This is a genomic window from Marinobacter sp. C7, from assembly GCF_022343555.1.
In the GTDB taxonomy this organism is placed as follows: domain Bacteria; phylum Pseudomonadota; class Gammaproteobacteria; order Pseudomonadales; family Oleiphilaceae; genus Marinobacter.
In genome coordinates, this window is the sequence record NZ_JAKQZH010000050.1 from 1 (window position 1) to 615 (window position 615).

General features: G+C 63.7%; 1 protein-coding gene. It reads left to right on the plus strand.

Going from position 1 to position 615, the window contains the following annotated elements:
• Positions 1–113 precede the first annotated feature (113 nt).
• Positions 114–615, plus strand: a 502-nt coding sequence (locus MD273_RS18645; RefSeq protein WP_502846083.1) for a phosphohexomutase domain-containing protein, incomplete at its 3' end; no start/stop codon positions are given.

Consider the following 615-nt stretch of genomic DNA (forward strand, 5'->3'; position numbering starts at 1 on the left):
TCTCGGTGCCCCCGGGCGCCTTGTAGTCAGAGACGGAGCGCTGTTATCGGCCGCTCCCAAATGCAGTCAGGCGCGGCCGGTGGACGCGCAAAAAAGTGGGACAAACCGTATTCATGAGCATCAAATTCGGCACCAGCGGGCTGCGTGGCCTGTCGGCTGACCTTATCGGAGAACCATCTTATCGTTACACCAAGGCCTTCTGCCATCATCTGCAGGAAGCCGGACATGCCAGGAAGGGCGATGCCGTCCTCGTCGGTCAGGACTACCGGGAATCGAGCCCGGCGATTGCCGCCAATGCCATGGGGGCGATTGCGGCGGCGGGGCTGACCCCGATCGATTGCGGCGCGCTGCCGACGCCGGCGCTCGCCTTTTACGGGCTGAAGCGCAAGGCGGCCTCGGTGATGATCACCGGCTCGCATATCCCGGCCGACCGCAACGGCATCAAGTTCTATCTGCCGGCCGGCGAGATCAGCAAGGAAGACGAGGAGGCGATCTCGCGCTTTGCGGAGGCGCTTTCCGGTGACGTCACGGTCACGACGGCCAAAGGCGAGGATGAATCGAGCGAGGCGCTGGCCCATTTCGGTGTGCGCTGCACCGATATCCTGCCCGATGATG